The following is a 25,486-nucleotide window of genomic DNA, read 5'->3' on the forward strand; positions in this document are numbered from 1 at the left end:
GATGTTCGACTTTAGCGCCAAACCCGCCCCGGAAACAGCCACAGACGAACGGGAGGAGCGCCTTTACTGTGCCGCCTGTGGCCGGGAAGTCACGCGTGGGCGCTGGCGCGTCACGGTCCAGGAGGACCACGAGCACACCTTCTTCAACCCGGCCGGGATGGTGTTCCGCATCGGCTGCTTTCGCGAGGCGCCGGGCGCCTCTCCCCAGGGCGAGCCGAGCACCCGGTTCACTTGGTTTCGCGGCTATCGTTGGCGCATCGCGGTCTGCGGCGGCTGCCGTGAGCACCTGGGCTGGCTGTTCACCGGTGTCGGCGAGCCGCCAGCCTTTTTCGCTCTGATCCTGGGGAAGCTGACCGCCACTCCGGGGCGCCCCTGACTTTCAATCCAGGTCGCCGGCCAGTTCCGCCCGCACGGATTCCGGCATCACCGCCATATGGGCGTAGTTGGGATGGCCGATGGCTACCACCACCCGCGTCCCCGCCGCCTTGAAGGTCGCCCGCTGCTCGGGCGTGAAGCGGAAGTGCAGGAAGTGGATGGACGACGTCTTGCCGTCCTCGGTGGTCCGTTCCACCTCCTTTTCCCAGTCGGCGGCGACCCGGCTACCGGCGAATTCGAGGGCGACGGTCTCCTCGATGCCGCCCAGGGTCATCAGGATCTGGGCACGGCGCACCGGGTCCTCGTATTCCAACATGAAAGTAGCGACCAGTTCGTCGCCCTTGGGGACGAGGGGATTGTAGGCCGCCAGTTCGTCCTTCAACTGCTCGTCGCCGCCCTTTTCCGTCCACAGCATCTCGTGGACTTGATAGAGCATGGTGTCGAAGCACTCGAAGTGGAAGGTGGCGTTGGGGCCCACCGCCATGCGGCGGTTCTTCTTGCGGGCGATCATTTCCGCCCTGCGGTCCTTGCGGACGCGGCCGTAGTCGTCGATGGGCATGATGTCGGCGCCGGTGATTTCGCGCTTGCGGTGCATGGACATGGTCTCCTCCTCACAAACCGTAGGCTTCGGCCAATACCTGGATGGGGTGCTTCAGCGACTTGAGACGGCTGGTGTCGCCGCCCTGGGCTTCGATGCCCTGCACGATATGCGATCGCGCCAAGGGACATTCGGAAACCAGGTAGGCATCGCCTTTCTCGGCGGCCTGCTTGGCGACCGGCTTGCCAATCTTCAGGGCCGTGTCGAAGTTCCCCTTCATGATGCCCCAGGCGCCGCCGTGGCCGGAACAGCGCTCGATCACCGCCACCTCGACCTCGGGGATCAGCTTGAGGACTTCTTCCGCCTTGCGGCCCAGGTTCTGGGCGCGGGCATGGCAGGCGATATGAACCGTCACCGCGCCGTCCAGGGGCTTCAGGCCCGGCGCCAGCCCTTCCTTGCGGGCAATGGCCATCACGTATTCGGGAATGTCGAAGGTGGCCTGGGCCAGCTTCTTCACCGCCGCGTCGTCAGGCACGATCAGGGGCCATTCGAACTTGAGCATCAGGGCGCAGGACGGCACCAGGGCGATGACGTCCCAGCCTTCGTCGATCCACTTGCCCAATTCGGCTGCGATATGGCGCGCCTTGGCGGCGACACGGCCGATATCGCCCGTTTCCAACTGCGGCATGCCGCAGCATTCGGGGTAGACCACCTTGGTCTCGACGCCATTCTTGGCCAGGACGGCGCGGGCCGCCATGCCGATGCCCGGCTCGTTGTAGTTGGCGAAGCAGGTGGCGTAGATCACCGCCTTGCGCCCGAAAGCCGGGGCCTCGCGGTTGACTTCCGCCGGTTCCGCCGCCGCGCGGTCGACGAATGTGCGCGATGCGAAGGCCGGCAGATCGGCCTTGCGGTCCACCCCCGCCACCGCCTCCATCAAGGGCCGGGTCAGCGCGTTGCCGCGCGCCGAGGCCCAGTTCACCACCCCCGACAGGGCGCCGCAGTTGAGGCGGCCGTTGCGGTCGGTCTCGGTGAGCTGGCGGTGCGCTAGGCCGACCTCGCCCCGCTTCGCCTGGGCGGCGCGGTAGCGCAGCATCAGGTGCGGGAAGTCCAGATCGAACTGGTGTGGCGGCACGTAGGGGCACTTGGTCATGAAGCACAGGTCGCAAAGGGTGCAGGCATCGACGACCGGCTTGAAATCCTTGCTATCGACGCTATCCAATTCGCCGGTCGGCGCACCATCGACCAAGTCGAACAGGCGCGGAAAGCTGTCGCAGAGGTTGAAGCAGCGACGGCAGCCGTGGCAGATGTCGAACGCCCGCCGGATCTCGGCGTCCAACTTGACGGGATCGGTGAAGTCCGGGTCCTGCCAGTTGATCCAGTGGCGGACGGGCGCCTCAAGGCTACCTTCGCGCATGGTTTCTCTCCCCCTTGTCGCGGAATCGAGTGGAATGGAAGGGTGGGAGGCGGCGGGAAGCGCGGCTCCCCGCCCGCCCTCCGTCCCGGAATCAGCCGAGTTCGCCCAGCGCCCGCTGGAAGCGGCCGGCATGGGACTTCTCGGCCTTCGCGAGAGTCTCGAACCAGTCGGCGATCTCGTCAAAGCCTTCGTCGCGGGCGGTCTTGGCCATACCCGGGTACATGTCGGTGTACTCGTGGGTTTCGCCGGCGATCGAGGCCTTGAGGTTGTTCGAGGTGTTGCCGATCGGCAGCCCCGTGGCCGGATCGCCTACCACCTCGAGGAATTCGAGGTGGCCATGGGCATGGCCGGTCTCGCCTTCGGCGGTCGAACGGAACACCGCGGCGGCGTCGTTGTAGCCTTCCACGTCCGCCTTCTGGGCGAAATAGAGGTAGCGACGGTTGGCCTGGGACTCGCCGGCGAAGGCGGCCTTGAGGTTCTCCTCGGTCTTGGATCCCTTGAGCTGTGCCATGGTTCTCTCCCTTAGACTTGGTATGGAGGGAGCGCGCCCTGCGGGGGCCGCCCCGATGAAGATTAGGCTATCCTCTTGACGAAAATCGTTCAAACGAGTTATTTGATAATTATAAATCGAGGCGATCGATGATTAATCTGCCCACCCTGCGCCAGCTCCGCTATCTGGTGGAATTGCTGGAAGCCCGTCACTTCGGCCGCGCCGCCGAAGCTTGCCTGGTGACCCAGTCGACCCTGTCGGCCGGACTTCAGGAACTGGAGGGGTTGCTGGGCGTCCGTCTGGTGGAACGCACCAAGCGCCGCGTGGTCCCGACTCCCATCGGCCTGGAGGTGGCGGAACGGGCCCGCCGCACCTTGCAAGAAGCGGAAGGTTTGGTCGAGGCGGCGCGGGCGGGTGCGGAACCCCTGACCGGCGGCCTGCGCCTCGGGGTCATTCCCACCATCGGGCCCTACCTGCTGCCCCGCGTGCTTCCGGAACTCAGGCGCCGCTTTCCCGCCCTGCGGCCCTATCTGCGCGAGGACCAGACGGCGCGCCTGCTCGACCAGTTGGCGGCCGGCGACCTGGACCTGCTGATCCTGGCCTTCCCCTACGATACGCCGCAGGCGGAAACCATGATGGTGGCCGACGATCCTTTCTGGCTGGCCTGTCCCCAAGGCCACCCCCTTGCCCGGCGCAAGAACATTTCTCCGGACGAGATTCCGCCCGCCGAGCTGTTGCTGCTGGAGGACGGCCACTGCCTCCGCGACCACGCCCTTTCGGCCTGTGGCCTGGAACGCGGCGCCGCGCGCGGGCGGTTCCAGGGTACCAGCCTGCATACGCTGCTGGAGATGGTGGCAGGCGGCATGGGCATCACCCTGGTGCCCGGCATGGCGACACGGTCCCATCTGGTCGAGGCCAGTTCGGTGGAGGTCCGGCCGCTGGCCGAGACCGCCGCGCCGCGCAAGATCGGCCTGGCTTGGCGCCGGACGTCGGGGCGGCGCAAGGAGTTCCAGATGCTCGGCGGGGCCCTGAAGGAAATCCTCCAGGACCTCTGACCGTGGCAACGCCCGCCTCCGCCATGGGGCAGGGCGACTGAAAATGTTTCGGCAGGGTCCCCTATTCCTCGCCGGGATGGCCCGGCGCGGGCGGCAGGCCTCGGAAGCGCTCGACCAGCGGACCAAAGGATTCCGGCGGTCCGCCGGCCACCAACGGGCGCGGGTGGAATCGTCCCATGACGGTCAGGCGGTCGTACATGACGACGGCCCCGGCCAGGCCCAGGTTGATGCAGAAGCGGGTGGGGATCTTCACCACGTGGCTGCAGCGGGCCAGCATGCCGGGCGTCAGCGAGCCCCGTTCCCGGCCCAGCACGTAGGCGGCGGCGCGCGGATGGGTGAAGCTGGGCAGTTCGACGGCGTCGGGCGTCAATTCGATGCCCACCAGTTCGCAGCCCTGGGGCAGCACCATCGCCTCCAAACTGGGAAAGGCGTAGAAGGGCACCTGTCCGGCCACCTTGGAGGTATCGGCCAGATTCCCGGCTGCCTTTTCATAGGCCGCCGCCACCGTGAAGACGAAGCTGGCGCCGAAGGCGTTGGCGGTCCGGAACAGGGCGCCCGCGTTCTGCGACTTGCTGATGCCTTCGATGCCGATTCCGAAATAGCCGCGCATTCCGTCTTCTTCCTGTGCCCAAGGAAGCATGGTATTCGGGAAACCGCCCGACAGGAAGCGGTGGAACAAGGAAACGATCCGCCTTATCGATGTCCTGAACTTCCGGTGCAGCAGGACAGTGGGACCGAGGGCGGGATCGCCGGCCCTCGGCTTACCCGAAGAGACTTTTGCCTCGATGTTCACGCCACCCGGAACTGGATGCCCTTGAGGTCGGTGACGTGGCGGGAGGCGTCTAGGATTTCAAGGCCCATCAGGCTGCCGTCGGCGTCGTAGTCGAGGATGACGCCCGGCTTGTCCTCGTCGGACTCGGCGACCGGGCCCTCCTTGAAGACGACGCTTAAGGTATCGGTCCGGGGGTCGTAGGTCACATTCATGGCAGCCTCGAATATTTGGCGATCCTGCTGGTCCGGTAAACGGTCACCACCTCGGGCGGCGATCGGTCGATGTCGACAAACACCCGCAAGAGATATCCGTCCGCGAGGACCGATTGTACCACTACCCGGCCGGGGCGCACGCGCGAACTTTCCTGCGGATGCTTCAGGATTTCGCGAACCGCCGCCTCGGTAACCTGGCGACGGGCCATTTCGGTCCTGGCGTGGTCGGTCAGGATGGCGTTCGCGAGATCGTCGTTCATGGCGACACCAAAAGCCTAGGCAGGGCCTCACCCGACCTCGAACACGCCGTCGATTCCCACCCCCGATTCCGAGAATAGCCGCGCACCTGCGTGGTTTCCCTTGCCTTGTGGCCCCCGGGCCGTAACCTTGGGGGATCATGAGCGACGATCCCGTCCGCGTCCAGTACGAGGCCTATCCCTATCCCGCCCGCGATCCCAGGGACGAGGCCAAGCGGCTCGTCACCGGCTCGCCCAGCTACCTGGCCGAGGCGAACCATTACCTGTTCGGTGGCCGGCGCGACACCGCCAAGCCCTTCCGCGCCCTGGTCGCAGGGGGAGGGACCGGGGATGGGACGATCATGCTCGCCCAGCAGTTGGCCGACGCGGGCGGCCCCGCCCAGGTGGTCTACACCGACCTGTCGTCCGCGTCCCGCGCCATTGCCGAGGCCCGCGCCAAGGCGCGCGGCCTGACCGACATCCGCTTCGAATCGCTGTCCATCCTCGATCTGCCGGGCTCGGGGCTCGGGCCCTTCGACTACATCGACTGCTGCGGCGTGCTGCACCACCTGGAAGACCCGGCGGCCGGCCTGAAGGCCTTGGAAGCGGTTCTGGCCCCCGAGGGCGGTATCGGCATGATGCTTTACGGCGAGTTGGGCCGCATCGGGGTCTACCATGTCCAAGGTATGCTGGGCCTTATCGACGACGGCGCCGCGCCGGGGCCTGATCGCCTTGCGCTGGCAAGGAAGCTGCTGGCCCAGTTGCCGCCCACCCACTGGCTGAAGCGCAATCCCTTCGTCGGCGACCATCTGGACGGCACCGACGCCGGGCTCTACGACCTGCTGTTGCATCGGCGCGACCGCGCCTACCGGGTGCCGGAGATCGCCGCGCTCGCCCGATCGGCCGGCCTGGAGGTGGCGGCCTTCGTCGAACCCGCCCGCTACGATCCCGCCGCCTACCTGAGCGACGCCCGCCTGTTGGAGCGCACCGCGGCCCTGCCGTATCTGGAACGGGCCGCCTTCGCCGAACTGCTGGCCGGCAACCTGCGCAAGCACGTCTTCTATCTGGCCCGGCCGGGCCGTACCGCCGTGGCTGATCCTTACGACCTGGCGGCGGTGCCGGTGCTACGCGACCTGGACGGGGCCGCCTGGGCCAGGGCCTTCCGGCCGGGCGGCAGCCTGACGGCCAACGTCGACGGCATAGGCTTCCGCTTTCCCCTGCCCAACTTGGCTGGGGCCATGGTGGCACGCATGGAAGGGCGGCGCCTTGCCGACATCCAAACCGACCTGGGCCTGGACGAGGCCACCTTCATCCAAGCCTGGACACCGCTCTACCGGGCCTTCAACGGCCTGTCGAAGCTCTACCTGAGCTTCCGACCATGACGCTACGCCGCAAGTTCCTGCTGGTGCTGCTGCCCATCGCTCTGCTGCCCCTGGGACTGGTGGTGCTGCACGACCTGTGGGCGCTACGCGACCTGGGGCGGGACTTGGCGGAACGTTCCGGCCGCACCCTGGAGGCGAATCTCACCGCCCAGGTCCGCCATGCCATCGATTCAGGGGCCGCCATCCTGCGCCATCAGAAGGAACTGGTGGAATTCGCCCTGCTGCTGCAAGCCCGCGAAGCGGCTGCCCGCCTGGATCGCCCGCCGCCACCCGTCGAATTCCGCGGTGAAATCCTCTACCCGACCGCCTTCGAGAACCGCGAGGGCCGGCGCCCGTCCGGCATCAAGCCCTCCCCCCTGCACCGCATCCTGGGGCCGGACGGCAAGCTGGTTGCCCAGGAAGTCAGCTACGAGGTGCCCGTCTTCCTCCTGGCCCCTGGTATCGAACCCGAGGCGGTGTCCGAGGACCTCGCCCGTCTGTCCACTCTGCAGCCCGCCTTCCGTGGCCTGGCTCACGGACGCGAGGGGTTATTCTACCGCCAATTCGTCACCCTCGATTCGGGTGTGCATGTGGGTTATCCGGGCCACGGCGATTACCCAGTCGGCTACGATCCTCGCGAAAGGCCCTGGTTCCGAGGGGCCCGCGAGAGTGGCAGCCTGACCTGGAACCGGCCGGTCTTCGACGCTTCCAGCCGACGCCTCGCGGTCACCGTCTCGGTCCCCGTGATGCGGCGTGACGGGACCATTGCCGGCGTGACCGGCATCGGCCTCGATGCCTTGGGCCTGCTGGACGGCATCAAGGACCGAACCGGCCTGCCCGACGGGGCCGAGTTCCTGTTGGTCGATCTGGCGGAGCGCGACAAGGGCGGCGAGGGCATCCGGATCATGGTGCGGCGGTCCGACATCGACCGGGACTGGCAAAGCCTGCCGGCCACCGAATGGCTGGAAAGCCCGGACGGCAAGACGCTGGCCGGGGTGCGCGCCGATCTGGCGGCCGGCAGGGCCGGGGTGCGCCAGTTACCCTTGGCGGGTGCCGACACTCTTTGGGCCTATGCGCCGGTGGACGATTTCGATACGGCGCTGCTGATCCTGCTGCCGGTCCGGGAAATCGCCCAGCAGGCGGCCGTGGCCGAGGCCGCCGTTTGGGAGACGGCACGTCGCCAAGCCATCGTGACCACGCTTTTCGCGCTGGTCATGACGGGTATCGCCTTGGTGCTCGCCGTCGCCGGAGCGCGGGCCGTGACCCTGCCGGTGCGTCGCCTCGACGAGGCCGCCCGCCGCTTGGCTGCCGGGGACCTGGATGTCCATGCCGATGTCGGGTCGCGCGACGAACTGGGCCGGCTGGCGGAAACCTTCAACGCCATGGTGCCGCGGCTCAAGGATCAGGTCCGGCTCAGCCAGTCCCTGGCCCTGGCCAGCGAAGTGCAGAACAACCTGCTGCCCGCCGCACCGCCAGACTTCGCCGGATTCGACTTGGCGGGCGCCAGCTTGTCCTGCGACGAAACCGGAGGCGATTACTTCGACTTCATCCATCTGCCCGGTAACCGCCTGGGGGTGGCGGTAGGCGACGTCACCGGGCACGGCGTCCCCGCCGCGCTCTTGATGGCAACGGCGCGTGGCCTGATCCGCGCCCGCGCCGACCGGGCCACGGGGCTTGCCGACCTGCTGGACGGGGTCAATCTGCAGTTGGCCCAGGACGCCCTGGCCGGCCGCTTCATGACCCTCGCCATCCTGCTGCTGGAAGCCGGCTCGCGCCGCCTCGCCTGGGCCAACGCCGGCCATGAGCCCATCCTTGTCTTCAACCCCGACGGGGGCGAGTTTTCCGAGTTGGCGGGCGAGGATCTGCCGCTCGGAATCGACGGCGGCTGGCGCTTCGCCGACAGCGTGACCGACGACTTGGCCACGGGTTCGATCCTGGTCATGGCCACCGATGGCGTGACCGAGTTGCGCAACGGTGAAGGTGCCATGTTCGGCCGCACCCGCCTGCAGGACACCGTCAAGGGCCACGCCCAAGGCAGCGCCTCCGATATCCTCACCGCGGTCAAGCGCAAGGCCATCGCCTTCGCCACCGGCACCCCCATCCGCGACGACGCCACCCTGGTGGTGGTGAAGATCCGGTAGGGCCGGGAGAGGCCCCAAGTTCATCGTGAGGGCCGTCCCGGGCCGACATCCCGGAGATGAGGGCAACCGGTTCCCGTTCAGGATTTCTTAATGCGTTTCCGGCTAGGCTGCGGCTCGTTCCAGAAGGAATGGGAGGACCAAATGGGTTCCATCGGGAAAGAATGTCGCCTTGCCGCTCCGGCCGTCTCGCGGCCAGGCGACCCGACACAAGAGGATTGGCTCGCCATCCCCATCATGGAACGGGAGATGCTCCTCGACATGCTGGCCCTGGCCATCCTGGTCAACATCCAGCCCGACGCCAGCGCGACGCACTACATCCAGTATTGATCGGAAGTGCGGAAAAGAAAAAAGGACCGCTTGCGCGGCCCTTTTCCTTTGTCCGTATGGTTCCGGGTTCCTAGAACCGCAGCGCCTTGACCCGTACCACGTGCGGCAGGGAGCGGATCTTTTCCACCACGCCCCCGGTCGGGGCTTGGTCCACGGAGACCAGGGCGATGGCATTGCCGCCGGCCTGGTTGCGGCCCAGGTGGAAGGTGGCGATGTTGATGCCGGCGTCGCCCAGGATGGTACCCAGGGCCCCGATGAAGCCCGGCTTGTCCAGGTTGTGGATGAACAGCACGTTGCTGCCCAGTTCGGCGTCCATGGCGATGCCATCCATTTCGACCAGGCGCGGACGCCCGGCCGCCCCGAACAGGGTCCCGGCGACCGTGGTGGTCCCCTTGGCGGTCTCCACCTTCAAGGTGATGAGCGACTGGTAGGCCTCGCAGCTCTCGCGCTTGGAGGCGGTCACCTTGATGTTGCGCTCCTTGGCGAAGGCCGGCGCGCTCACCATGTTGACCGATTCGAGCTGCGGCGCCAGCAGGCCGGTCAGCACCAGGGAGGTCAGAGGGTTGGTGTTCAATTCCGCCACGTGGCCTTCGTATTCGACGGTCAGGCCGGTGATCGGGTCTTCCGCCAATTGGCCGGCAAACGAGCCCATCTGCTCGCAGAGCTTCATGTAGGGCTTGAGCAGCGGGGCATCCTTGGCACTGACGGACGGCATGTTGACCGCGTTGGTCACCGCGCCGGTCAGAAGGTAGTCGGCCATCTGCTCGGCGACCTGCAAGGCCACCTTTTCCTGCGCTTCCGTGGTGGAGGCGCCCAGGTGCGGGGTGCAGACCACCTTGTCCATGCCGAACAGGTTGTTCTGCTTGGCCGGCTCGACCTCGAACACGTCCAGCGCCGCGCCCGCCACATGGCCGGACTCGATGGCCGCCTTGAGATCGGCTTCGACCACCAGGCCGCCGCGGGCGCAGTTGATGATGCGCACGCCCTTCTTCATCTTCGCCATGGATTCGGCGTTGATGATGTTGCGGGTGGAATCGGTCAGCGGCGTGTGCAAGGTGATGAAGTCGGCCCGCTTGAACAGGTCTTCCAGTTCCACCTTCTCGATGCCCAGCGCCTCGGCCCGCTCCGGCGACAGGAACGGGTCGTAGCCCAGCACGCGCATCTTCAGGCCCTGGGCCCGCTCGGCCACCGCGGCGCCGATGTTGCCGCAGCCGATGACGCCCAGGGTCTTGTCCATCAGTTCCACGCCCATGAAGCGGGATTTCTCCCACTTACCGGCATGAGTCGAGGCGTTGGCCGCGTGGATGTCGCGGGCCGTCGCCATCATCATGGCGATGGTATGTTCGGCGGTGGTGATGGAATTGCCGAACGGCGTGTTCATCACCACGATGCCCTTGGCGGTGGCGGCCGGAATATCGACGTTGTCGACACCTATGCCGGCACGGCCGACCACTTTCAAGCGGGGAGCGGCGGCGATGATGTCCGCTTTCACCTTGGTCTCGGAGCGGATGGCCAGGCCGTCGTATTGGCCGATGCAGGCCTTCAACTCATCCGGGGTCATGCCCGGCTTCACGTCCACTTCGATGCCGCGCGACCGGAAGATATCGGCGGCCTGGGGGCTCATCTTGTCGGAAATCAGAACCTTCGGCATGGTGTCAACCCTTCGCTTCGGTCTTCATGGTCGCATAGGCCCAGTCGAGCCAGGGGAACAGGGCTTCCAGGTCGGCGGTTTCCACCGTGGCGCCGGCCCAGAGGCGCAGCCCCGCCGGAGCATCGCGGTAGGCACCGACGTCGTAGCCCGCCTTCTCGCCGTCCAGCAGGGCGACGATGCGCTTGAAACCCTTGGCCTGGGCCTCGGCATCCAGGGTGGCGAACCAGGGGTCCTTGACCTTAAGGCAGACCGAAGTGTTGGACCGGATGGCCTTGTCGGCGGCCAGGAAGGCGGCCCAGTCGGACTTGGCCTCCCAGGCCTCGATGGCCGCCAGGTTCTTCTCGCTGCGGGCGATCAGGGCCTTGAGGCCCCCGATCTCCTCGCCCCACTTCAGGCCGTCGAGAGCGTCCTCGACCGCGATCATGGACGGTGTGTTGATGGTCTCGCCCTGGAAGATGCCCTCGATCAGCTTGCCGCCCTTGGTCATGCGGAAGATCTTCGGCATCGGCCAAGCGGGCGTGTGGCTTTCCAGGCGGGCGACGGCGCGGGGGCTTAGTACCAGCATCCCATGCGCGGCCTCGCCGCCCATGACCTTCTGCCAGGACCAGGTGACCACATCCAGCTTGTCCCAGGCCATATCCATGGCGAAGACGGCGGAAGTCGCGTCGCAGATGGTCAGACCTTCGCGGTTCGCGGCGATCCAGTCGCCGTTGGGAACCTTGACGCCCGAAGTCGTGCCGTTCCAGGTGAAGACCACGTCGTGGGCGAAATCCGCCAGGGTCAGATCGGGCAGTTGACCGTAGGCGGCCTTGAGAACCCGGGTGTCTTTCAGCTTGAGCTGCTTGACGATGTCGGTCGCCCAGCCTTCGCCGAAGCTTTCCCAGGCCAACACGTCCACCGGACGAGGCCCCAGCAGGGACCAGAGCGCCATTTCCACGGCGCCGGTGTCGGAGGCCGGGACGATGCCGATCTTGTAGTCGGCGGGAATGCCGAGCAGGCTGCGCGATTTTTCGATCACCGCCTGGAGCCGGGCCTTGCCGGGCTTGGCGCGATGGGAACGCCCGACGAGGGCGTCCTTGAGGGCTTCCAGCGTCCAGCCGGGACGCTTCGAGCAGGGGCCGGAGGAGAAATTGGGATTTGCCGGCTTCGCCGCCGGCCGAGCGATATTCGTCATGATGTACTCCCATCCTTACAGATGGGTCGCGGTCCGTTGGGGGACCGTGGCCCGCCGACGCTTATAGGGAACCGATTTCACGTCGTCAACGAGGATTTTTTGCGGTGCGAAAAAACGGGAGACTCACGCTTTCCAAGTCTGTATTCCGCCCCGCATCGGGCTACCGCCCCAGCCCCAGAAGCTGGCCGGCCGCCTCGCGGGCGAAGGGCAGGTTATGGGTAAGCAATAGACCAAGCGAAACGAAGGTCACCGTGGTGGCGACGGACAAGGCCCGGAAGGCGGAACTCGCGGACAGACGGTCGGACAGTTCCGGCGGCACCGCCCGCCGCCCCACCACCAGCGCCGACATGCCGGCACCGTGGTAGAGCCCATAGAGCAGCCAGTTGAGCCCGTCGCCGTGCCAAGCCCCCATGAAGAAGAAGGTGACGAAGATGGCCGCCAAGTTGGCTCCCACGTCCGACAGCCAGCGAGCCTTCAGCCGGAACCAGCGCAGCAGGACGAAGTAGATGTAGTCCCGGCACCATTGGGCGAAGGTGATGTGCCAACGGTTCCAGAAGTCCTGCAGATTGCGCGACAGGAAGGGAAAGTTGAAGTTCTCCGGCAGACGAATGCCGAACAGGCGGGCCACGGCGATGGCCACGTCCGAATAGCCCGAGAAGTCGAAATAGATGTAGGCGAACTGGCAATAGAGCCCGGCCAGGATCGCCGCCGGTCCCATGCCCTCGGTCGATCCCACCCCGATCAGGGAATTGGCGCGGAAGACCTCGGCCAGCAGCAGCACCTTGACGACGCCCCCGGCCAGGCGCAACGCGATGTCCCGGTAATCGTCGGCTCCGAGGACGGGAAGCGGGCCGCCCAAGTCGCGGACGAAGTCCTGGAACCGGTTGATCGGCCCCGCCAGGTAGGCGGGGAAGAACAGCAGGAAGGCGGCCGCCGCGAGCGGGCTCGGCGCCTCCCGTCCTCGTTTAGCCTGCACCGTCAGGTCGATGGCGCGAAAGGTCATGTAAGACAGGCCCAGCCATTCGAAGCCCGATAGGCCCGGCAGGGCAGCCATCCCGCCCAGCAGCAGCGAGGAATAATAGCGGTACTTGACCAGCAGGAGCACGAACACCGCCAACAGGATCGCACCGGAGACGGCGAGGGCGTCCGCCTTGAGACGGGGAACGCGCCCGATGGCCGCGGCGGCCCCGGCGGCCACGGCCGCATAGGCGGCGGTGGCCAGCAGGAAGGCCGGGTGGGCCTCCAACTGGCCGAGGAACAGAAGGCTCGAACCGATCAGCAACGCGGGCCGGACGGCCGCCGGCAGGCGTGGCACGGCGAGGCGGAAGAGTGTCGCCGCCGCCAGAACCTCGGCGAAGAAGACCAGGCTGGTGGCGAAGTTGGTCATTCCTGCTCGATCCGGTCGCGCAGTTTGCGGCGGTCCACCTTGCCGTTGTCGTTGCGCGGGAAGTCGGCCAGGAAGCCGAAGCGGGCCGGAATCATGTAGGCCGGCAGCTGGTGGCCCAGAAAGGCCTGCAACGCCTCGGCCGCCACGCCCTCGTGACCATGTTCGGGCACCACGCCGGCCAGCAGTTCCGTGCCCGACGACCCCAGGACCACGACGGCGTCGTGGACCTCGGGGGCGGAACGCAGCACCGCCTCGATCTCGCCCAGTTCCACCCGGTAGCCACGCACCTTCACCTGGCTGTCGCCACGCCCGACCCAGGTCAGGATGCCCGCCGCATCGACCGTCGCCAAGTCGCCGGTGTCGTACATCACGGTCCCCAGATCGCGCTTGAAGGGATTGGGCCGGAAGGCCCGCGCCGTGATATCCGGAGCCCGCCAATAGCCGTGAGCGAGTTGGCTGCCGGCGATCATCAACCGGCCCACCTCGCCGGGGGCCGCCAATTCGTCGGTATCGGCCCGCAGGACGAACAGTTCGCAATCGGTACTCGCCCGGCCGATGGGAACGGGCCGGCCGGCCTCGACCGGACCGTCGGCGTCGACCAGGAAGGCGGTGCAGAAGATCGCAGCCTCGGTAGGCCCATAGGTGTTCCAGATGGGCACGCCGGGTTGCAGGCGCCGCCATTCCAACGCCCATTCGGCGGGCAGGGCCTCGCCGATGAACAGGGCGACCCGCAGATCGGGAAAGGGGCCGGCGGCCAACTGGCGCGACTTTATCATCATGCCGATGGTGCCGGGAACGGAGCACCAGACAGAAATCCTCTGGCTGCGGATGAAGTCGCCCGGGAAGGTCAGATCCTTGCCCCCCAGGATCGGGCAGACGGTTCCGCCGGCCAGGAAGCCGGCGAAGATGTCGAACATGGCAACGTCGAAGGTCAGGCGCGAATGGTTGGCGAAGCGGTCGCCGGGCGCCAGCCGCCACAGATCGACGCTCCAGCGCAGCACCGACATTACCGCCCGGTGCGACAGCATGACGCCTTTCGGCCTGCCGGTGGTTCCCGAGGTGAAGAGGATATAGGCGAGGTCCTCCTCTCGGTTTTGCGGCACCAGGCGGGCGTGGGGGGCGGCTTCCAGGTCGTCGGCCCCGAACAGGTGCGAAGCCGGGATGGCCGGCCCCGCGTCCGGACGTCCGGCGACATCGAGGACCACCACCATGGGCGAGGCCTCGACCGCCGCATGGCCCAGCACGTCGGCGAGCAGCGGCAGGTGCTCGCCAAGGGTGACCACCGCCACCGGCCCTGCCTGCCCCACGATATCGGCCAAGCGGAAGGCCGGAAAGGCGGGACTGAGGGGCACGAAGCAGGCATCCGCCGCCAGGGTTCCCAGCAGCCCGGCATAGGCCTGGGCGCCGTTGTCCATCAGGACGGCGACCCGGTCGTTGCGCCCTACCCCCAGTTCGCGCAGCAAAGCCCCCAGGCGGCGCATGCGGTCGCGCAGTTCGCGGTAGCTCCAGACGGAACCGTACTCGTCCACCGCCGGGGCGTCCGGCGTCGCAGCCGCCCAGGCCTCGACCGCCTCGTGCAGGAGAGACGGGCGGACCATCACGCCACGCCCTCCCGAAGGAAGCCCAGCAAGGCCGGGACGTCGGTCAACTGGCCGAACATGTCGGGCGGCACCTGGACGCCGAAGCGCAGTTCGAGCGCCAGGATCAGATCGACCTGGGCCATGGAATCCCAGCCGGGCGTCTTGCCCATGGCCGCATCGACACCGATCTCCTTGCGCCGCAACTGTTGGCCTAGAAAGGCCAGCAGGTCGGATTCGCTGATCGCCATCGGTATTCCCTCCCCTTTAGAACCGCGAATAATAGGATGCCGTGCCACCACCCGCCGTCTTGTCGCGACGGTGCTCGGCCGTCAGCAGGAACAGCGCCACCGCCACCCCGAGACCGGTCAGGAAATGAAGCAGCCGCGGACGGTGGCCGAGCCAGGCTTTCATGGCGTTCTCCCCGTCGCCGGCAGGGATAGCCGCCATTCCGCCTGGCTGATGAGTTGTTCCCGCACCGCCTCCGATTCCGCCTCGGACAACATCGCCACCGGCATGGGCAGGGAGGGCAGGGCCGCCTCCCAGCGAGCCGGCGGCAGAAAGCGCGATGCAGGCCCCGCCACAATACGCCGCTCCGCCAAGTCGGCCAGCAGAATCCGGGCTTGCTTCAGCTTGCCGCCGAAGTTGAACAGATAGCCGCTGGCGAAGTGCTTCTCCGCATCGTAGACCTGATCGCAGGCCGACAAACCGTGGCCCATCGCATGGTCGACGACAGCCGCGTTGGGGAAGGCGGCCAGCACCGCCTTGATGCGCTCGACGAACCGGGGCCGAAACTCGGCCGCGTAGCGCGCCTCGGAGAGGTTGAGGTGAGGCGGCACGTAATAGACGAAGCGTACCCCGTGTTCCGCCGCCAAGCCGGCCGCGAGGCGCAGCCACGCCTGCCAAGTGGCCTCGCCGCCGGCGCCGATCCAGTACTGCCCGGCGGGCATCGGGGTTCGATTGCGGGCCTGGCAGGCGGCGGGATTGTCGTAGTTGGCCCGGACCTGTTCGAACAGCGTCCGCGCTTCGTGGTGCGCCCGCTGCATCGGCCAGACGGTGAAGGCGACGCTGTCGCGCAGGCCCTGCCAACGGCGGGCCACCCCGTCTGCCCAGGCGGACAGGCGGTCCGTGGCCGACGGCACCACCGCCTGGGCATGGCCCTGGGACGCGAGAAGCGCCGCGCGGAAGGTCTTCGCCTCCTCGGCCAGCCGCGGATATTCGGCCTCGATAGCCGCCAATACCGGCAGGGCCGCCAGGGTATCGGACGGACGGGTGAAGGTTTGCAGGGAGCCGGGATTGTTGATGTAGATCAGGCTGCGCACGTCGCCCTGGCGGACCGCCTGGTAGACCGAGATCAGATGGCGTTCGAAGTCCACGTCGGGCCGGCCGAAACCGTAGAAGCGCTCCTCTCCCCCACCCTTCTCGTCCAGGATGGCGTTCAGGGCGGCATGCAGGGTGGCCTTCTGGCTGTTGCGGGTCTCGTGACGGCCGGAAACCATGTAGGCTTCCGTGGTCCAGGTCCAGCAGCCGGTGCCGACGATCAGGTGCTTGGGCTGGGAACGAAAGTTCCAGGGATAGGTATCGAGGTAATAGTTGTCCCAGCCGTCCCGTTCGATACGCCAAGGGGGCGCCCAAGCCAGCAGGACGACCAGAGGCAAGGCCATACCCAGAAGAAAGGAGGCCCAGCGCGCCCTCATCCGAGGTAGTCGCCGTGCCGGGCCACCAGGGCCCCATGGACATGCCGCAAATGGGCCGCCACCTTGTCTCGGTCGACCAGACGCCGTCCCAGGTAGGCCAGTTCCCAGGCCTGCCAGAAAGCTTGGCCCGAGAGATTTCCGAAACCATCCCATGCCAGCAGCTTTTCCCGGTAGGAGTCCCAGAAGGCCTTGATGCCCTGGGTATGGAGGACGATCAACGGATGGCGTAGCGCCTGGGCCAGGGCGTCGTCGCCGGCCAGGGCTTCGCGGATCAGCGTCGGCCCCGGCGCGTCGTTCAGTGGACAGAGCGACAGGCCCTCCTTCAACTCGAAGGTCGCGTCCAGGATGGCGGCCGGGACGACCTCCTCGATGGCGCCGTCGACGCCGATCACCGGCACGAACGGATAGGTGCGGCACAACAGGGGCTTGGTGAACAGCTCGTTGCAACGCCCGAGATGGCGGCAGGGAACGTGGCGGAGCATGATCGGCCTCGGCCCGCCGAAGTCGAAGATCATGGGCTGGATCTCCTTGCCCTCGTCCTCGCCGCAGATCCTGTGGCCGTTGGCCTTCAGCCAGGCGTATTCGTCGTCCAGATAAACCACGATGGTCCCCTGCCCGCCGTTGGGCAGCAGGCGGAAGCGGAAATCCGGATGACTGTTGGAACAGCAGAATCCGCCGCAGCCTTTCCAGCAGTCCGGCACCGAAATGAGTGGGCGGCTGTGGATGGTATGCCAATCCACCGGTTCGAAAGACATGCGACGGGGGACTCCGGAAGGCGAGAGAGGATCTTACTCTAGCAAGCTGTGGCGCGGAAAGCCAACGAAGGCCTAAAGAAGATGCCAGAACCTTTCCGCGCCTCCGTCCGGCCGCAAGCGGCGGCCGCATTTCAGGGTGAGTGCGCTGACGCTCCCGTCGCCGTCCTGGGACCGGTAGCAGTCCATGCCCCTTTGCTTGACGGTCTCCATGTCCGGGTAGGCGACTTCCACCGCCTCCGCCCGCAACCGGTAACGCGCGGCCACTTCGGCGACGAAGCGGGGGATATCCTCCGGAGCGTAGTCGATGGCATAGGGAAGGTCCTCCCACAGGTAGACCGCCTCGGCGATGCCGGGCCCCAGCCCCAGTCCGCCGTCGCGAACCGCCCAATGGTCGGCGTGGCGCCCCAGGCCCACCGGAAGCAGCAGGGCAGTGCCCGCCTCGCCCGCCAATTCCTTCAGGTGTCCGGCCACCGCTTGTGCCAGGACGGCATCCTCGGGCCCGCCGCGGGCAGGGTCGAAGACCGCTTCCAGGGTGCCGCGGCGCACGATGGCGTCAAGATAGTCGAAATAGTGCAGCCCACAGGCAGGCCCCAGCAGGGCCGCATAGGACTCCTCCTCCCGCCGCCGCAGGGCCGTGGGTCCGTCCAGGTCGCCGTTCCGTTGGCCGTCGACGTAGAAGGTGCGGGTGCAGAAGGTGGCGATGGCGATCGCCCGTCCTCGCCGAACGGCTTCCCCCAGCATCCCGCCGCAAGCGAAGGCCGCGTCGTCGGGATGGGGGGCCGCGACCAGGAAGCGTCGATGCCGGAAGATGCTTTCGTCCATGGTCGTTCCTCGGGCAAAAAGAAAAGGCCCCGGAAGCGGGTGCTTCCGGGGCGCAATTCCAGACCTTCGATCGGGTCAACCCGCCAGCATGGCCAACAGCAGGATGGCCACGATGTTGATGATCTTGATCATCGGGTTGACGGCCGGACCCGCCGTATCCTTGTACGGATCGCCGACGGTGTCGCCGGTCACGGCCGCCTTGTGGGCGTCCGAACCCTTACCGCCGTAGTTGCCTTCCTCGATGAACTTCTTGGCGTTGTCCCAGGCGCCGCCGCCCGAGGTCATCGAGATGGCCACGAACAGGCCGGTCACGATGGTCCCCAGCAGCATGGCGCCCACCGCCGCGAAGGCGGCTTCCTGGGTACCGGAGATGCCGTAGATCACGAAGTACATCACCACCGGCGCCAGCACCGGCAGCATCGAAGGCACGATCATCTCGCGGATCGCCGCCTTGGTCAGCATGTCGACGCAGGTACCGTATTCGGGCTTGGCGGTGCCTTCCATGATGCCAGCGATCTCCTTGAACTGCCGTCGCACTTCGATCACCACCGATCCGGCGGCGCGGCCCACGGCCATCATGCCCATGGAACCGAACAGGAAGGGAAGCAGGCCACCGATGAACAGGCCGACCACCACGTAAGGGTCCTGAAGCTCGAAAGCGACCTTCAGGTTCGGGAAGTAGTGGGTCAGGTCCTCGGTGTAGGCGGCGAACAGCACCAGCGCGGCCAATCCGGCCGAGCCGATGGCGTAGCCCTTGGTCACGGCCTTGGTGGTGTTGCCGACCGCGTCGAGCGCGTCGGTCACCACGCGGACGTCCTTGGGCAGGTCGGCCATCTCGGCGATGCCGCCCGCGTTATCGGTCACCGGACCGTAGGCGTCCAACGCCACGACCATGCCGGCCAGGGCCAGCATGGTGGTCGCGGCGATGGCGATGCCGTAAAGGCCGGCCGCCATGTAGCTGAAGATGATGCCGCCGCAGATCACGATCACCGGCAGGGCGGTGGACTCCATGGAGACCGCCAACCCCTGGATCACGTTGGTACCGTGGCCGGTGGTCGAGGCGAGCGCGATGCTCTTGACCGGACGGTGTTCGGTGCCGGTGTAGTACTCGGTGATGCGGACGATCAGCCCGGTCACCGCCAAGCCGATCAGCGCGCAGGCAAAGAGCTGCGTGCCGGTGACGGCGCGGCCGGCCATCTCGAAGGCCTTGTCGAAGCCCAGCAGCCAGGAAGTCACACCTGCCACCAGGAAGGCGGAAATCACCGCCGAGGCGATGAGGCCCTTGTAGAGTGCCCCCATGATCTTGCGGCTGGGGCCCAGCTTGACGAAGAAGGTGGCGGCCACCGAGGCGACGATGCAGACCGCGCCGATCATCAGCGGGTAGATCATCATGGTTTCCACCGCAGAACCGGTGAAGAAGATGGCGCCCAGCAGCATGGTGCCCACCGTGGTCACGGCGTAGGTCTCGAACAGGTCGGCGGCCATGCCGGCGCAATCTCCGACGTTGTCGCCCACGTTGTCGGCGATCACGGCCGGGTTGCGTGGGTCATCTTCCGGAATGCCGGCTTCGACCTTGCCCACCAGATCGGCGCCCACATCCGCGCCCTTGGTGAAGATGCCGCCGCCAAGACGGGCGAAGATGGAGATCAGGGAGGCACCGAAGCCGAGGGCCACCAGGGCCTCCAGCACATGGCGCATGCCTTCCGGCGTCTCCGTGTTGTAGATGCCCTTCAGCACCATGTAGTAGCCGGCGACGCCCAGCAGGGCGAGACCGACCACCAGCATGCCGGTGATGGCCCCGGACGTGAAGGAGACGGCGAGGCCGCCCTCCAGGCCCTGGGTCCGGGCGGCTTCCGCCGTCCGCACGTTGGCGCGCACCGACACGTTCATGCCGATGTAGCCTGCCAGGCCGGAGAAGATGGCGCCGATGGCATAGCCGATGGCAACCGGGATACCCAGGCGCCAGCCCAGGATCACTCCGATCACGACGCCGACCATGGCGATGGTTGTATACTGGCGGTTCAGGTAGGCGCGGGCGCCTTCCTGGACCGCTGCGGCGATCTCCTGCATGCGGTCGCTGCCGGCCGGAGCCGAGAGAACGACCCGAATCGCCCAAGCGCCGTAGGCCAAGGCCAGGGCACCGCAGGCGAGGATCACGATGTTCACGGTTGTCAGCATTCGAGGAACCTTTTCAAGGTTGGAATGTCGTCAGCAGGGACCGGAAACCCCCCGGGATGGCTTGCGGTAGACGAGGACACCTTTCCCCTGCCCCCAAGAAAACGGAAGGAAGGTGCCAGAAACCGCGCCACAAAGCAACCGAACAGACGTGCTGCACTACGGAACGGGATGCGTGCGGCGCACCCGATGCTTCTGTCCCCGAACAATTCGCATGGGCCGATGGAAATGGCGCGCCTGAAAGGCCAGGGCGGGAAGGGGTACGCATGCCATCGGCCTCTTTAGAACGTCTATTGTTACCCCGACGGATCGAACCGCTATTTCGTTGCTTTATTTATTTCGCAATTGCTAACGGTTCGGAATGTCGGTCACCGACTGGATCAGGATATCGCTGGCCACGCCGGCCCCCATGACCCGGTCGGTCACCATCATCAGGCGGACCTTGAGGATGCCCACGTCGATGCGTTCGGTCTTCTTCAGCATGCGGGGGATGAAGGCGTGGAGTTCCGTAAGGTAGGCGCTACGCAGCTTGGCCTTTGCCTTGTATAGGGTATTGTAGTTTTCCTGGCCGACGGTCTCGATCTTGAGTTGGATATGGATGGTCGCGGCGGCCCGTTCCTCCTGGAAGACGGGAATGGCCAGCGGATCGGCCTCGACGAAGAGCTGCTTTTCCTCCTTGACCGGGGCCGGGGTGTCGGGTTTCTCGATCTGGGCGAAGGGGCCGAGCCCCATCCACTTGAGGATGCTTACCGCGCCGCCGGCGAGCATCACCATCAGCGCGAAAGCGATGATAAGTTTTTTCATGGCCGACTTCTTCCTCCCGAACCCGCGCCATTATAGGCGGCGCAAGGGCGTGGAAAAGCGCAAACCTCATCGGGTTCGCACAAGCCGGCGAGGGTTCCCAACTCGGGGAGCCGGGAAGCGAAGCGTCCCGTCGAAATAAAGCCGCCTTGGACGGCATCTAGAAGTGTCTGAACCCCGGCTTGTCGGGCGTGATGTCGCATCCTTCCGCGTCCAGCAGGCGGACTCCTGTCCCTTCCCGGATGGTTCCGATCCGGGTAAGGAGCAGGTCCAGTTCCGTCCCGGCTGCCGCGATGCCTTCCGCCGCCTCCGGCCGGGCGGCGAAGACCAGTTCGTAGTCGTCGCCACCCGTCGCCAGGGCCGTCCGCAGATCGGGCCGCAGTTCCAGAACGGCCTGGGCCGGCGCGGACAGGGGCAGGCGTTCCCGATCGACTTCCGCCGCCACCTCCGACGACCTGCAGATATGCCCCAGATCGGCCAGTAGGCCGTCCGAGACATCGGCGGCCGCGGTGGCCAGTCCCTGCACCGCCAGAAGGCGTCCCAGCGCCAGGCGGGGCGTCGGCCGTTCCAGCCGGTCGACCAGTCGGCGGGCCATCGCCGCGTCCAGGAAGGAGAGTCGTCCCTCCGCCGCCATCAACCCTAGAAACCCGTCGCCGATGGTCCCGGATACCCAGACGTCGTCGCCCGGCCGAGCGCCGGAACGGCGGAGTTCCTCTCCTCGGCCCACCAGACCCAAGGCCGTGACGGTCAGGACGAGCGGCCCGGGCGTCCGCACCGTATCGCCGCCCAGCAGGCGGATGGAATAGCGCTTCTGGTCCGCCGCCAGGCCGGCGCCAAAGCGGCGGATCCAGGCCTCGTCCAGATCGGCGGGCCAAGCGGTGTTCAGGGTATAGGCGCGCGGCTCGGCACCCATGGCCGCCAAGTCCGAAAGGTTGACCCGCAAGAGCTTGGCCGCCACATCCTCGGGGGCCGTCCCGGCGGCAAAATGAACGCCCTCGACCATGGTATCGGTGGTGACCACCAGCCGCCGACCGCTCGGCAAATCCAGCAGGGCCGCATCGTCCAGCAACCCCAACGCGCCGGGTTCCCCCGCCGCCAGAGGAGCGAAGACCTGGGCGATCAGGTCGAACTCACCCGCCGTCCGTCGGCTTTTCGGCGTTTGCTCCATGGCCGGCACCCTCCATCTCGGTGGGGCGCAGGGTCCGCGCCAAGCGGTCCAGCACCCCGTTGACCAGCGATGATTCCGTCCCCAGGAAAAAGGCCTTGGCCACGTCCAGGTAATCGGCCAACACCACCTTGGCCGGCGTCTCGGGCCGCGCCAGCAGTTCGAAGGCGCCCGCCCGCAGGATGGCCCGCATGACCGCCTGCAGCCGTTCGATGGTCAGGCCGCCGGCCAGGGCGCCGTCGATCATGGCGTCCAGATCGGCCTGCCGGCCGGCCACGCCCCGCACCAGCAAGGCCAGCAGCTCGCCGTCCGGCTCCGCCAGGGGCGGCTGGCCGTCTTCCGCCCCGGCATTGCGCCAGCGGTCGGCCATGAAGTCCTGCAGTACCGGATCGGCACCCGCTCCGGCCAGATCCATCTCGTATAGGGCTTGCACGGCCGTCAGGCGCGCCGCCGACCGTCCGGTGTTCTTGGCGCTACGGCCGCGGCCCTTGCTCGATTTGCGTTCGGGATCGTTCATCCGGCGAGCCCGAAGCTCTTCTTGACCTGCATCATGCGCAGGCAGGCCAGGGCGGCGACACCGCCCTTGTCCTTGCGGTCGACGCGGGCACGGGCTTCGGCCTGCTCGTCGTTCTCCACGGTGACGATCCCGTAGCCCAGCGCGATACCCGGACTGACCGACAGGTTCATCAGGGCACGGGCCGATTCGACGCAGACATAATCGTAATGGGTGGTCTCGCCCCGGATCACGCAGCCAAGCGCGACGAAGCCGTCGTAGTGGGGACTATTGCCGTGATTCATGGCGCGGACGGCGAACTGGATGGCCGCCGGAATCTCGAAGACGCCGGGTACGTCGAGCACGTCGTAGGCCACGCCCGCCTTTTCCAGGACCTGGATGGCCCCCTTCTTCAGGTGATCGGCGTATTCCTCGTAGAATCGCGCCTCGACGATCAGGACTCGGGCTTGGTCCGCCATGGGGCTACCTCGTCATGGGGTCGGAATGGGACGCTGTTCCGTCACCTTGAGGCCGAAGCCCTCCAGGGCCACGATGGTGTGGCGGGTGTTGGACAGCAGGATCATCTCCTTGACGCCCAGGTCGAGAAGGATCTGGGCGCCGACGCCATACTCGCGCAGTTCGACCCGCTTCTGTTCGGCGATGCCGAGCTTGGCCTTGATGCGGTCGGAAAGGGCCGTCGGATCGGGCGGACGGATCAGCACCACCACGCCGCGGCCTTCGGCGGCCACCATCTCCATGGCCTTGTGCAGGATGCCGGCCTTGCCTTCGGCGCGGCAGCCAAGCACGTCATCCATGATGTTGAGGGCATGCATGCGCACCAGCACCGGCCCGCCCGAGGACACGTCCCCCTTAACCAAGGCGATGTGCTCGGCGTAGGCGGTCTTGTGCACGTAGACCATGAGCTTGAATTCGCCGCCGTGGATGCTGTCCAGCGTGCTTTCCAGCTTGCGTTCCACCAAGTGGTCGTAGCGCAGGCGGTAGGCCACCAGATCGGCGATGGTGCCGATCTTCAGGCCGTGGTGGCGGGCGAACCCGATGAGATCGGGCAGGCGGGCCATCGTGCCGTCCTCGTTCATGATCTCGCAGATCACGCCCGAGGGGTTGAGCCCGGCCAGACGCGACACGTCGACCGCCGCCTCGGTATGGCCGGTGCGCACCAGCACGCCGCCCGGCCGGGCGACCAGCGGGAAGACATGGCCGGGCGTGGCGATGTCGCCCCGCCCCTTGGACGGATCGATGGCCACCGCGACGGTCCTGGCGCGGTCGGAAGCCGAGATACCGGTCGAAACCCCTTCGCGGGCTTCGATGGACACGGTGAAAGCCGTCTCGTGCCGGGATTCGTTATGGCGTGCCATCAGGGGCAGCCCCAGTTCCTCCACCCGCTGGCGGGTGAGCGCCAGGCAGATCAGCCCGCGGCCGAACTTGGCCATGAAGTTGATGGCATCGGCACTCGCCATTTGGGCGGGGATCACCAGATCTCCCTCGTTCTCCCGGTCCTCGTCGTCGACCAGAATGAACATGCGACCCTGGCGGGCGTCCTCGATGATTTCCTCTATGCTCGACAGATGTTCGCGGGACAAGCGATGTCACTCCTTCTCGAGAAGGCGCGCAACATAGCGTGCCAGCATGTCGATTTCCAGATTCACCGCATCGCCCACCCGCACCCCACCCAAAGTGGTGGCCTTCTGGGTGTGGGGAATGATGTTGATGCCGAAGCGGCGTCCGTCGACCTCGTTGACGGTGAGCGAGATGCCGTCCACCGCCACCGATCCCTTGGAGGCGATGAACTTGGCCATGGCCGCCGGCGCCTCGAAGACGAAGCGCAGGGATTCGTTCTCGGGGGTCATCGCGGCGATGGTCCCCACCCCGTCGACATGGCCAGAAACATAATGCCCGCCCAGTTCATCGCCCACCTTGAGCGCCCGCTCCAGATTGATGCGCCGCCCGGCCTGCCAAGTGCCCATGGTGGTCTTGGACAGGGATTCCGCCGATGCCTGGATGGCGAACCAGCCAAGCCCGGTCTCCACCACCGTCATGCAGGCGCCCGAGCAGCAGATGGAGGCGCCGATCTCGACGGTCTGGGTGTCATAGGCGGTGGCGATTTCGAAACGGGTGTCGCCGCCATCCTTCTTGAGAACGGCGCGGACGGTCCCCAGGTCGGTGATGATGCCGGTGAACATGAGCCTCTTCCTTTCCGAAGGCCCTGACAATAGGCATTTGCCGGCCCGCTGCAAGCCCATGCTTGCCTCCGGCCGCGGACATCCGGGAATTGCCGTCACAAGAGGGCGCGCTCAGGCGTCTATGAAGGAGAACCCCGCCGGGCGGGCAGGCCGCGGCGGGGGTTGGAAGCACTCACCAGAGGCGGGACTTCAGGAGGACGCGGGCTTGGCCTGGTCCTCCTGGGGGGCTGCGGCGGGCGACGGCGGCGCCTTGCCGCCGGTCTGGGCGATCTTGGCCGCGGCCACCGCCGCCGCCATTCCGCCCAGGTTCTGCAGTTGCTGCAGGCCGGCGGTGGTGGCCCCCTGCGCCATGGTGGCCCCTTGCGCCTGTGCCGCCACCGCGTTCTCGTAGAGCAACGAGGTGGAATGGGCGAAGGATTGGTACAGCGCCGCCATGGCCATGGCCGGCGCAAGCGCCAAGTTCGCCGGATCCACGTCGGTGGCCGGCGTCGTCGATACGGAAGTATCCGCCATTGTCGGTCTCCATCAATAGATGTTGCACAAGCCGGCGGCGACCGAGGCGCGGCCGAAGTCATCGATGGCGGACCGATGCCGGCATAGCCATTCTGCCACACAACCCTTCCGGAATCGATCCTCATCACAAACCGGGGGCTGCAACGTCATTGGA

Annotated in this window: 28 protein-coding genes; 5 read left to right on the top strand and 23 right to left on the bottom strand. The window is 66.7% G+C overall.

Annotated elements, in window-relative coordinates; genetic code table 11:
* Position 1: 1 nt before the first annotated feature.
* On the top strand, positions 2–376 hold the full coding sequence (locus H7841_03890; GenBank protein ID MEO5336027.1) for a cereblon family protein: 375 nt from the start codon (positions 2–4) through the stop codon (positions 374–376).
* A gap of 3 nt (positions 377–379) precedes the next feature.
* On the opposite strand, the gene H7841_03895 is transcribed toward H7841_03890, so the two are convergent.
* The 3 genes from H7841_03895 to H7841_03905 all read right to left on the bottom strand — a co-directional run bounded on the left by H7841_03895 (position 380) and on the right by H7841_03905 (position 2,838).
* Positions 380–970 (bottom strand): DUF3501 family protein, encoded by a 591-nt coding sequence (locus H7841_03895; GenBank protein ID MEO5336028.1) that lies wholly within the window; start codon positions 968–970, stop codon positions 380–382.
* Positions 971–986: 16 nt separating this feature from the next.
* Positions 987–2,327: a heterodisulfide reductase-related iron-sulfur binding cluster gene (locus H7841_03900; protein MEO5336029.1), complete on the bottom strand. Its 1,341-nt coding sequence runs from the start codon at positions 2,325–2,327 to the stop codon at positions 987–989.
* Positions 2,328–2,418: 91 nt separating this feature from the next.
* Positions 2,419–2,838 (bottom strand): rubrerythrin family protein, encoded by a 420-nt coding sequence (locus H7841_03905; protein MEO5336030.1) that lies wholly within the window; start codon positions 2,836–2,838, stop codon positions 2,419–2,421.
* 128 nt (positions 2,839–2,966) lie between these two features.
* On the opposite strand from H7841_03905, the gene H7841_03910 reads away from it, so the two are divergent.
* Positions 2,967–3,872 (top strand): hydrogen peroxide-inducible genes activator, encoded by a 906-nt coding sequence (locus H7841_03910; GenBank protein MEO5336031.1) that lies wholly within the window; start codon positions 2,967–2,969, stop codon positions 3,870–3,872.
* Positions 3,873–3,933: 61 nt separating this feature from the next.
* Here the strand turns inward: H7841_03910 and H7841_03915 are convergent, their stop codons facing one another.
* The 3 genes from H7841_03915 to H7841_03925 all read right to left on the bottom strand — a co-directional run bounded on the left by H7841_03915 (position 3,934) and on the right by H7841_03925 (position 5,116).
* Complete coding sequence (locus tag H7841_03915) at positions 3,934–4,482, bottom strand: RNA methyltransferase (GenBank protein MEO5336032.1); 549 nt, start codon at positions 4,480–4,482, stop codon at positions 3,934–3,936.
* Between the two features lie 179 nt (positions 4,483–4,661).
* Positions 4,662–4,856: a DUF2283 domain-containing protein gene (locus H7841_03920; GenBank protein ID MEO5336033.1), complete on the bottom strand. Its 195-nt coding sequence runs from the start codon at positions 4,854–4,856 to the stop codon at positions 4,662–4,664.
* Positions 4,853–5,116: a DUF4258 domain-containing protein gene (locus tag H7841_03925; GenBank protein MEO5336034.1), complete on the bottom strand. Its 264-nt coding sequence runs from the start codon at positions 5,114–5,116 to the stop codon at positions 4,853–4,855. The genes H7841_03920 and H7841_03925 overlap by 4 nt, the downstream gene beginning before the upstream one ends.
* Positions 5,117–5,253: 137 nt before the next feature.
* Between H7841_03925 and H7841_03930 the strand changes: the two genes are divergently transcribed.
* From H7841_03930 to H7841_03940, 3 genes are all read left to right on the top strand, one after another.
* Entirely contained in the window at positions 5,254–6,474 is a 1,221-nt protein-coding gene (locus tag H7841_03930) for a class I SAM-dependent methyltransferase (GenBank protein ID MEO5336035.1), read from the top strand.
* A complete protein-coding gene (locus H7841_03935; GenBank protein ID MEO5336036.1) occupies positions 6,471–8,594 on the top strand; it encodes a SpoIIE family protein phosphatase in 2,124 nt (707 codons plus the stop codon). The genes H7841_03930 and H7841_03935 overlap by 4 nt, the downstream gene beginning before the upstream one ends.
* A gap of 141 nt (positions 8,595–8,735) precedes the next feature.
* Positions 8,736–8,921 carry a hypothetical protein gene (locus H7841_03940; GenBank protein ID MEO5336037.1) on the top strand — a complete coding sequence of 62 codons (186 nt, stop codon included), beginning with the start codon at positions 8,736–8,738 and terminating at the stop codon, positions 8,919–8,921.
* 70 nt (positions 8,922–8,991) lie between these two features.
* Here the strand turns inward: H7841_03940 and serA are convergent, their stop codons facing one another.
* From serA to H7841_04025, 17 genes are all read right to left on the bottom strand, one after another.
* Positions 8,992–10,572 (bottom strand): phosphoglycerate dehydrogenase, encoded by a 1,581-nt coding sequence (gene serA, locus H7841_03945; GenBank protein ID MEO5336038.1) that lies wholly within the window; start codon positions 10,570–10,572, stop codon positions 8,992–8,994.
* A gap of 4 nt (positions 10,573–10,576) precedes the next feature.
* The gene (locus tag H7841_03950; GenBank protein MEO5336039.1) at positions 10,577–11,746 is read right to left on the bottom strand and encodes a phosphoserine transaminase; all 1,170 of its coding nucleotides are present in this window, start codon (positions 11,744–11,746) and stop codon (positions 10,577–10,579) included.
* A 160-nt stretch (positions 11,747–11,906) separates the two neighbouring features.
* Entirely contained in the window at positions 11,907–13,133 is a 1,227-nt protein-coding gene (locus H7841_03955; protein ID MEO5336040.1) for a hypothetical protein, read from the bottom strand.
* Positions 13,130–14,731, bottom strand: coding sequence for an amino acid adenylation domain-containing protein (locus tag H7841_03960; GenBank protein MEO5336041.1), 1,602 nt, complete (start codon positions 14,729–14,731; stop codon positions 13,130–13,132). The genes H7841_03955 and H7841_03960 overlap by 4 nt, the downstream gene beginning before the upstream one ends.
* Positions 14,731–14,961, bottom strand: coding sequence for an acyl carrier protein (locus H7841_03965; protein MEO5336042.1), 231 nt, complete (start codon positions 14,959–14,961; stop codon positions 14,731–14,733). The genes H7841_03960 and H7841_03965 overlap by 1 nt, the downstream gene beginning before the upstream one ends.
* 16 nt (positions 14,962–14,977) lie before the next feature.
* Positions 14,978–15,124: a hypothetical protein gene (locus tag H7841_03970; protein MEO5336043.1), complete on the bottom strand. Its 147-nt coding sequence runs from the start codon at positions 15,122–15,124 to the stop codon at positions 14,978–14,980.
* Positions 15,121–16,407, bottom strand: a complete 1,287-nt coding sequence (locus tag H7841_03975; GenBank protein MEO5336044.1) for a hypothetical protein — start codon at positions 16,405–16,407, stop codon at positions 15,121–15,123. The genes H7841_03970 and H7841_03975 overlap by 4 nt, the downstream gene beginning before the upstream one ends.
* A complete protein-coding gene (locus H7841_03980; GenBank protein MEO5336045.1) occupies positions 16,404–17,162 on the bottom strand; it encodes a hypothetical protein in 759 nt (252 codons plus the stop codon). Before H7841_03980 ends, H7841_03975 begins: the two co-directional genes overlap by 4 nt.
* A 72-nt stretch (positions 17,163–17,234) precedes the next feature.
* Complete coding sequence (locus tag H7841_03985; protein MEO5336046.1) at positions 17,235–17,984, bottom strand: PIG-L family deacetylase; 750 nt, start codon at positions 17,982–17,984, stop codon at positions 17,235–17,237.
* Positions 17,985–18,059: 75 nt separating this feature from the next.
* Positions 18,060–20,162: a sodium-translocating pyrophosphatase gene (locus H7841_03990; GenBank protein MEO5336047.1), complete on the bottom strand. Its 2,103-nt coding sequence runs from the start codon at positions 20,160–20,162 to the stop codon at positions 18,060–18,062.
* A 345-nt stretch (positions 20,163–20,507) separates the two neighbouring features.
* Positions 20,508–20,963, bottom strand: coding sequence for a hypothetical protein (locus tag H7841_03995; protein ID MEO5336048.1), 456 nt, complete (start codon positions 20,961–20,963; stop codon positions 20,508–20,510).
* A 157-nt stretch (positions 20,964–21,120) separates the two neighbouring features.
* Entirely contained in the window at positions 21,121–22,128 is a 1,008-nt protein-coding gene (gene thiL / locus H7841_04000) for a thiamine-phosphate kinase (GenBank protein ID MEO5336049.1), read from the bottom strand.
* The gene (nusB, locus tag H7841_04005) at positions 22,091–22,642 is read right to left on the bottom strand and encodes a transcription antitermination factor NusB (GenBank protein MEO5336050.1); all 552 of its coding nucleotides are present in this window, start codon (positions 22,640–22,642) and stop codon (positions 22,091–22,093) included. The genes thiL and nusB overlap by 38 nt, the downstream gene beginning before the upstream one ends.
* Positions 22,639–23,097, bottom strand: a complete 459-nt coding sequence (gene ribH, locus H7841_04010) for a 6,7-dimethyl-8-ribityllumazine synthase (protein MEO5336051.1) — start codon at positions 23,095–23,097, stop codon at positions 22,639–22,641. Before ribH ends, nusB begins: the two co-directional genes overlap by 4 nt.
* A 12-nt stretch (positions 23,098–23,109) precedes the next feature.
* Positions 23,110–24,159, bottom strand: a complete 1,050-nt coding sequence (gene ribB, locus H7841_04015) for a 3,4-dihydroxy-2-butanone-4-phosphate synthase (protein MEO5336052.1) — start codon at positions 24,157–24,159, stop codon at positions 23,110–23,112.
* 66 nt (positions 24,160–24,225) lie between these two features.
* The gene (locus tag H7841_04020) at positions 24,226–24,819 is read right to left on the bottom strand and encodes a riboflavin synthase (protein ID MEO5336053.1); all 594 of its coding nucleotides are present in this window, start codon (positions 24,817–24,819) and stop codon (positions 24,226–24,228) included.
* Positions 24,820–25,008: 189 nt separating this feature from the next.
* Complete coding sequence (locus H7841_04025; protein MEO5336054.1) at positions 25,009–25,332, bottom strand: RebB family R body protein; 324 nt, start codon at positions 25,330–25,332, stop codon at positions 25,009–25,011.
* Positions 25,333–25,486 lie beyond the last annotated feature (154 nt).

The organism is Magnetospirillum sp. WYHS-4, from assembly GCA_039908345.1.
Classification (GTDB): Bacteria; Pseudomonadota; Alphaproteobacteria; order Rhodospirillales; family GLO-3; genus JAMOBD01.

Bases quoted from the DNA above. Each gene is read 5' to 3' on its own strand.
- H7841_03990 (MEO5336047.1), bottom strand. From the start codon at position 20,162: ATGCTGACAACCGTGAACATCGTGATCCTCGCCTGCGGTGCCCTGGCC.
- H7841_03935 (MEO5336036.1), top strand. From the start codon at position 6,471: ATGACGCTACGCCGCAAGTTCCTGCTGGTGCTGCTGCCCATCGCTCTG.
- H7841_03915 (MEO5336032.1), bottom strand. From the start codon at position 4,482: ATGCGCGGCTATTTCGGAATCGGCATCGAAGGCATCAGCAAGTCGCAG.
- H7841_03980 (MEO5336045.1), bottom strand. From the start codon at position 17,162: ATGTCTTTCGAACCGGTGGATTGGCATACCATCCACAGCCGCCCACTC.
- H7841_03940 (MEO5336037.1), top strand. From the start codon at position 8,736: ATGGGTTCCATCGGGAAAGAATGTCGCCTTGCCGCTCCGGCCGTCTCG.
- H7841_03975 (MEO5336044.1), bottom strand. From the start codon at position 16,407: ATGAGGGCGCGCTGGGCCTCCTTTCTTCTGGGTATGGCCTTGCCTCTG.
- H7841_03905 (MEO5336030.1), bottom strand. From the start codon at position 2,838: ATGGCACAGCTCAAGGGATCCAAGACCGAGGAGAACCTCAAGGCCGCC.
- H7841_03930 (MEO5336035.1), top strand. From the start codon at position 5,254: ATGAGCGACGATCCCGTCCGCGTCCAGTACGAGGCCTATCCCTATCCC.
- H7841_03950 (MEO5336039.1), bottom strand. From the start codon at position 11,746: ATGACGAATATCGCTCGGCCGGCGGCGAAGCCGGCAAATCCCAATTTC.
- H7841_03965 (MEO5336042.1), bottom strand. From the start codon at position 14,961: ATGGCGATCAGCGAATCCGACCTGCTGGCCTTTCTAGGCCAACAGTTG.
- nusB (MEO5336050.1), bottom strand. From the start codon at position 22,642: ATGAACGATCCCGAACGCAAATCGAGCAAGGGCCGCGGCCGTAGCGCC.
- H7841_03995 (MEO5336048.1), bottom strand. From the start codon at position 20,963: ATGAAAAAACTTATCATCGCTTTCGCGCTGATGGTGATGCTCGCCGGC.
- H7841_03890 (MEO5336027.1), top strand. From the start codon at position 2: ATGTTCGACTTTAGCGCCAAACCCGCCCCGGAAACAGCCACAGACGAA.
- thiL (MEO5336049.1), bottom strand. From the start codon at position 22,128: ATGGAGCAAACGCCGAAAAGCCGACGGACGGCGGGTGAGTTCGACCTG.
- H7841_04020 (MEO5336053.1), bottom strand. From the start codon at position 24,819: ATGTTCACCGGCATCATCACCGACCTGGGGACCGTCCGCGCCGTTCTC.
- ribH (MEO5336051.1), bottom strand. From the start codon at position 23,097: ATGGCGGACCAAGCCCGAGTCCTGATCGTCGAGGCGCGATTCTACGAG.
- serA (MEO5336038.1), bottom strand. From the start codon at position 10,572: ATGCCGAAGGTTCTGATTTCCGACAAGATGAGCCCCCAGGCCGCCGAT.
- H7841_03900 (MEO5336029.1), bottom strand. From the start codon at position 2,327: ATGCGCGAAGGTAGCCTTGAGGCGCCCGTCCGCCACTGGATCAACTGG.
- H7841_03985 (MEO5336046.1), bottom strand. From the start codon at position 17,984: ATGGACGAAAGCATCTTCCGGCATCGACGCTTCCTGGTCGCGGCCCCC.
- ribB (MEO5336052.1), bottom strand. From the start codon at position 24,159: ATGTTCATTCTGGTCGACGACGAGGACCGGGAGAACGAGGGAGATCTG.
- H7841_03920 (MEO5336033.1), bottom strand. From the start codon at position 4,856: ATGAATGTGACCTACGACCCCCGGACCGATACCTTAAGCGTCGTCTTC.
- H7841_04025 (MEO5336054.1), bottom strand. From the start codon at position 25,332: ATGGCGGATACTTCCGTATCGACGACGCCGGCCACCGACGTGGATCCG.
- H7841_03925 (MEO5336034.1), bottom strand. From the start codon at position 5,116: ATGAACGACGATCTCGCGAACGCCATCCTGACCGACCACGCCAGGACC.
- H7841_03955 (MEO5336040.1), bottom strand. From the start codon at position 13,133: ATGACCAACTTCGCCACCAGCCTGGTCTTCTTCGCCGAGGTTCTGGCG.
- H7841_03910 (MEO5336031.1), top strand. From the start codon at position 2,967: ATGATTAATCTGCCCACCCTGCGCCAGCTCCGCTATCTGGTGGAATTG.
- H7841_03895 (MEO5336028.1), bottom strand. From the start codon at position 970: ATGCACCGCAAGCGCGAAATCACCGGCGCCGACATCATGCCCATCGAC.
- H7841_03960 (MEO5336041.1), bottom strand. From the start codon at position 14,731: ATGGTCCGCCCGTCTCTCCTGCACGAGGCGGTCGAGGCCTGGGCGGCT.
- H7841_03970 (MEO5336043.1), bottom strand. From the start codon at position 15,124: ATGAAAGCCTGGCTCGGCCACCGTCCGCGGCTGCTTCATTTCCTGACC.